This window comes from Trebonia sp. (assembly GCF_049794275.1).
In the GTDB taxonomy this organism is placed as follows: domain Bacteria; phylum Actinomycetota; class Actinomycetes; order Streptosporangiales; family Streptosporangiaceae; genus Trebonia.
In genome coordinates, this window is record NZ_JBARCR010000671.1 from 1 (window position 1) to 3,105 (window position 3,105).

The 3,105-nt window shown below is 70.7% G+C and carries 4 protein-coding genes; 1 reads left to right on the plus strand and 3 read right to left on the minus strand.

All coding sequences use genetic code 11. The features are described 5' to 3' along the window. Window positions 1-32: 32 nt before the first annotated feature. The 3 genes from WA805_RS18015 to WA805_RS18025 form a co-directional block, all read right to left on the minus strand. On the minus strand, window positions 33-455 hold the full coding sequence (locus WA805_RS18015; RefSeq protein ID WP_422341226.1) for a hypothetical protein: 423 nt from the start codon (window positions 453-455) through the stop codon (window positions 33-35). A 62-nt stretch (window positions 456-517) separates the two neighbouring features. Next, window positions 518-1,363, minus strand: a complete 846-nt coding sequence (locus WA805_RS18020; protein WP_422278783.1) for a SigB/SigF/SigG family RNA polymerase sigma factor — start codon at window positions 1,361-1,363, stop codon at window positions 518-520. Between the two features lie 114 nt (window positions 1,364-1,477). Next, window positions 1,478-2,647 (minus strand): Vms1/Ankzf1 family peptidyl-tRNA hydrolase, encoded by a 1,170-nt coding sequence (locus WA805_RS18025; RefSeq protein WP_425242909.1) that lies wholly within the window; start codon window positions 2,645-2,647, stop codon window positions 1,478-1,480. A 150-nt stretch (window positions 2,648-2,797) separates the two neighbouring features. On the opposite strand from WA805_RS18025, the gene WA805_RS18030 reads away from it, so the two are divergent. Beyond that, window positions 2,798-3,100 carry a WhiB family transcriptional regulator gene (locus WA805_RS18030; RefSeq protein ID WP_422323755.1) on the plus strand — a complete coding sequence of 101 codons (303 nt, stop codon included), beginning with the start codon at window positions 2,798-2,800 and terminating at the stop codon, window positions 3,098-3,100. The last annotated feature ends 5 nt before the right edge of the window (window positions 3,101-3,105 follow it).

Sequence of the window (3,105 nt, forward strand, 5' to 3'; positions counted from 1 at the left end):
CGGCTAACCGGCGCCCCCCACCTTCACCGCGGTCATTCCGGGTTCTCGTACAGGTCCTCGATGACCTCGGTCTGGGGCGCGGTCCGCGGGGGGGCCTGGTTCTCCGCGTCCTCGATCGGGTCGTCCAGCCCTTGCTGGCGCTCGGTCTGCAGGGTCGGTCGGGCCGGCAGGCCAGCCTCGATCCGCGCTGTCCCCGGGTTACTGGCCACGTACGGCGGTACCGAGATCTCCTCGACGGGCCCGTCGGGACCGCTCGGGTAGCTGCGGGTGCGCCGCACCACCACTCGCCGGCCAAGCCAGGCGCGGTTGCGCCTGGGGAGGAAGAGCCCGACCAGACCGACGAGCATGATGACCCAGCCAGCCGTGTGGATGTTGAAGACCGAGGTGTTACCCGTCACCGCAAACGCCAGGATGGCTCCGATGCAGATGAACCCCAGGGCGATTCCCGTTTTCATGGACGCTCCCTTCCTGGCGGTTCTCGGGCCGCCGATGTAGTCCCTGGATGCCGCGACCCTTGTCAGGCCACGCCGGCCGGGACGTCGCTGACATCGGCGGTGACCCGGCTGTCCGCGGGGTCGAGCAGGCGGCTCCGCAGATGGCCGAGTGCCCGCGCGAGGAGCCGTGACACGTGCATCTGGGAGATACCCAGCCGCATCCCGATCTCAGCCTGGGTGAGGTTGCCGTAGAAACGCATGACGAGGATACGCTGCTCGCGCTCGGGGAGCTCGTCCCAGTGCGTGGCGACGGCCTCCATGTCGATCGTGTGCTCCATCTCGAGGTCTTCCTCGCCAAGCACGTCGCCGAGCTGCGCCGGGTCGTCCCTGTCGGACAGCGGGGCGTCCAGCGAGTAGGTGCTGAACGCCATGTCCGCCTGCCTGGCTTCGAGCAGGTCCTCGGCGCTGACACCGATGCGTTCCGCGAGTTCCGCCTCGGTGGGCGTGCGGCCGAGGTTGTGGGTCAGCTCCTCAGTCGCCTTGCGCAGCTCGAGCAGCAGCTCCTGCGCGGACCGCCGGACGTGGATCTGCCACCGCTTGTCGCGGAAGTGACGCTTGATCTCGCCACTGACGCACGGCGCCGCGTACGCGGACAGGCTGTGACCGAGTTCCGGGTCGTAGTTGTTGATGGCCTTCATCAAGCCGACGTAGCCGACCTGCATCAGGTCCTCGGTGGGCTCAGGGCTGCCGCGGTACTGCCGGACGCAGGCCCGGACCAGCTTCTCGTGCCGCTGTACCAGGATCTCGCAGATAGTGGCGCGAAGGTCACTGTCGCGCGGCTCCGCACGGAAGCAGCCGAGCAGTTCGTCGTCGGACAACCGGGTCAGGTCCGCACGCGAACCGGGGGGGCAGGTCGTTGCCTTCGTCATGGCGCTCTCCGCGGGGTCTGGTCAGGGAATGCCGGACGAAGCGAGTGTGCCCGTAGGAGGACGTCTAAACGTGATCGACTGTGACCTGTGTCACACGACCGTGGCGGGCTACGCCTAGGTCGTGGGCTCGACGGCCGCGACGGGCGCGCGGAGCAGCGCGGCCGCGGTGAAGCCTGGTTCTTCTCGCAGGAAGTGCAACTCGGCGGCGGTTCCCGCGGCCGCGCGCGCCAGCGCCTCGGCGGCCAGGTCCGTGACCGGGTCGGTGACGCCCCGCTCGGTCAGCTGCTCCCGCCCGGTCGCGGCGTCTGCCAGGCCTGGGCCGATCCACGCCGTCTCCGTCGCCATCGCTGTCGCCGTCGAGTCCGGGCTGGCCGCGATGAGGACGTCGGACACCAAGCCGTCGCGCAGCGCGGTCAGCGTGGCGTCCAGACCTTGCACCGCGCGACGGTCGCCCGGCGGCCTGTCCATCTGGGCGCGGAACTCGTCGAGCCGGGCACGGGCGTCGAGCGCCGCGCGCCATGACTCCTCGGCCCAGGCCGCCTCGTCGAAGGCGGGGGCGGTCAACTCGACCTCGCGCTCGACGATTACCACGTTGTCGCGCAGGGCCTTGGGCAGCTCGTCGGCCAGTATCGTCCGCTCCCGCACATCGCCGCCGAGAACCACGAAGACGGCCTTGACCCGGTCCGCCGCCCTTGTGACGGCTTCGGCGATTCGCTTGGCGGTCTCGGTCCAGGTCTCTTCCGCCGAGCGCTGGAATCGCGGCTGCGACCATCCGCCTCCTGCTGGCTTGTGCACCGGCCAGCTCTCGCCGACAATCTCCGTCAGTCCTACCATCGCCGTCTCCAGGTCGCCCTGGGTCTCAGGCCACGCACCCGGCACGGCCAGCACCTGGCCGCCCTCGCGGTTGGCCGCCACGCGGACGTGCGGCAGCCGCGGGGGCCGCTGCGCGAGCCAGGGCACCACGTGCGGCAGCGGCGTGTAACTGCTGCTCTCCCCCAGCGACGGCGACTCCGGCATGATGCCGTGCAGCCGGACCGTGCCGCCTGCGGCGAACAAGGCGTGGCTCCGCGCGGCCACGTGGTCCAGGTTGGCCGTCAGGACGGCGTCGAGCGTCGCCTGGTCGGCGCCGGCGGCGGCCAGCGCCTCGCGTGCCGCCCGCAGCCGGAGCGCTACCTCGTTGGGGGCGTTCTCCTTCGGTGTGGTGTCCAGGTAGACAGAAACGTAGCCGCTGGCCGGCCAGTCCGGCGGGTACTCGTACAGCGGGCGGAGGAAGCCGAGATCCATGCCGTCGTCCCTTCCTGTGTTTTAGACGTCCGTTAGGTCCGTTACCCGGCGCCGCGGCCGCTAACGCGCGCGGTTTCAGCGGTAATTGGTGGGTTAGCCGCGTGACCTAAGGGAAGCGGATGGCGAAACCGGCTTCGCGGAAGGACCCAGATGACCACCCATGCGACCGACTGGCGCGCGGCCGGCGCGTGCCGTTCCGCCGACCCCGAGTTGTTCTTCCCGATCGCCACGGGCGTCGCAGTCGCCGCCACCCAGGTCATGAAGGCACAGCGGATCTGCGCCGGCTGCGGGGTCCGGCAGCAGTGCCTCGACTTCGCGATGCAGAACGGCGAGGTGCACGGTGTCTGGGGCGGCACCACGCCGGAGGAGCGGGTCCGCGCCCGGCGCGCGCTGGTACGCCGGGCACGCCGCGCCCAGCGCGGCGCGCCCTGGCAGGAGGTCCGGGCGTCCTGACGCGC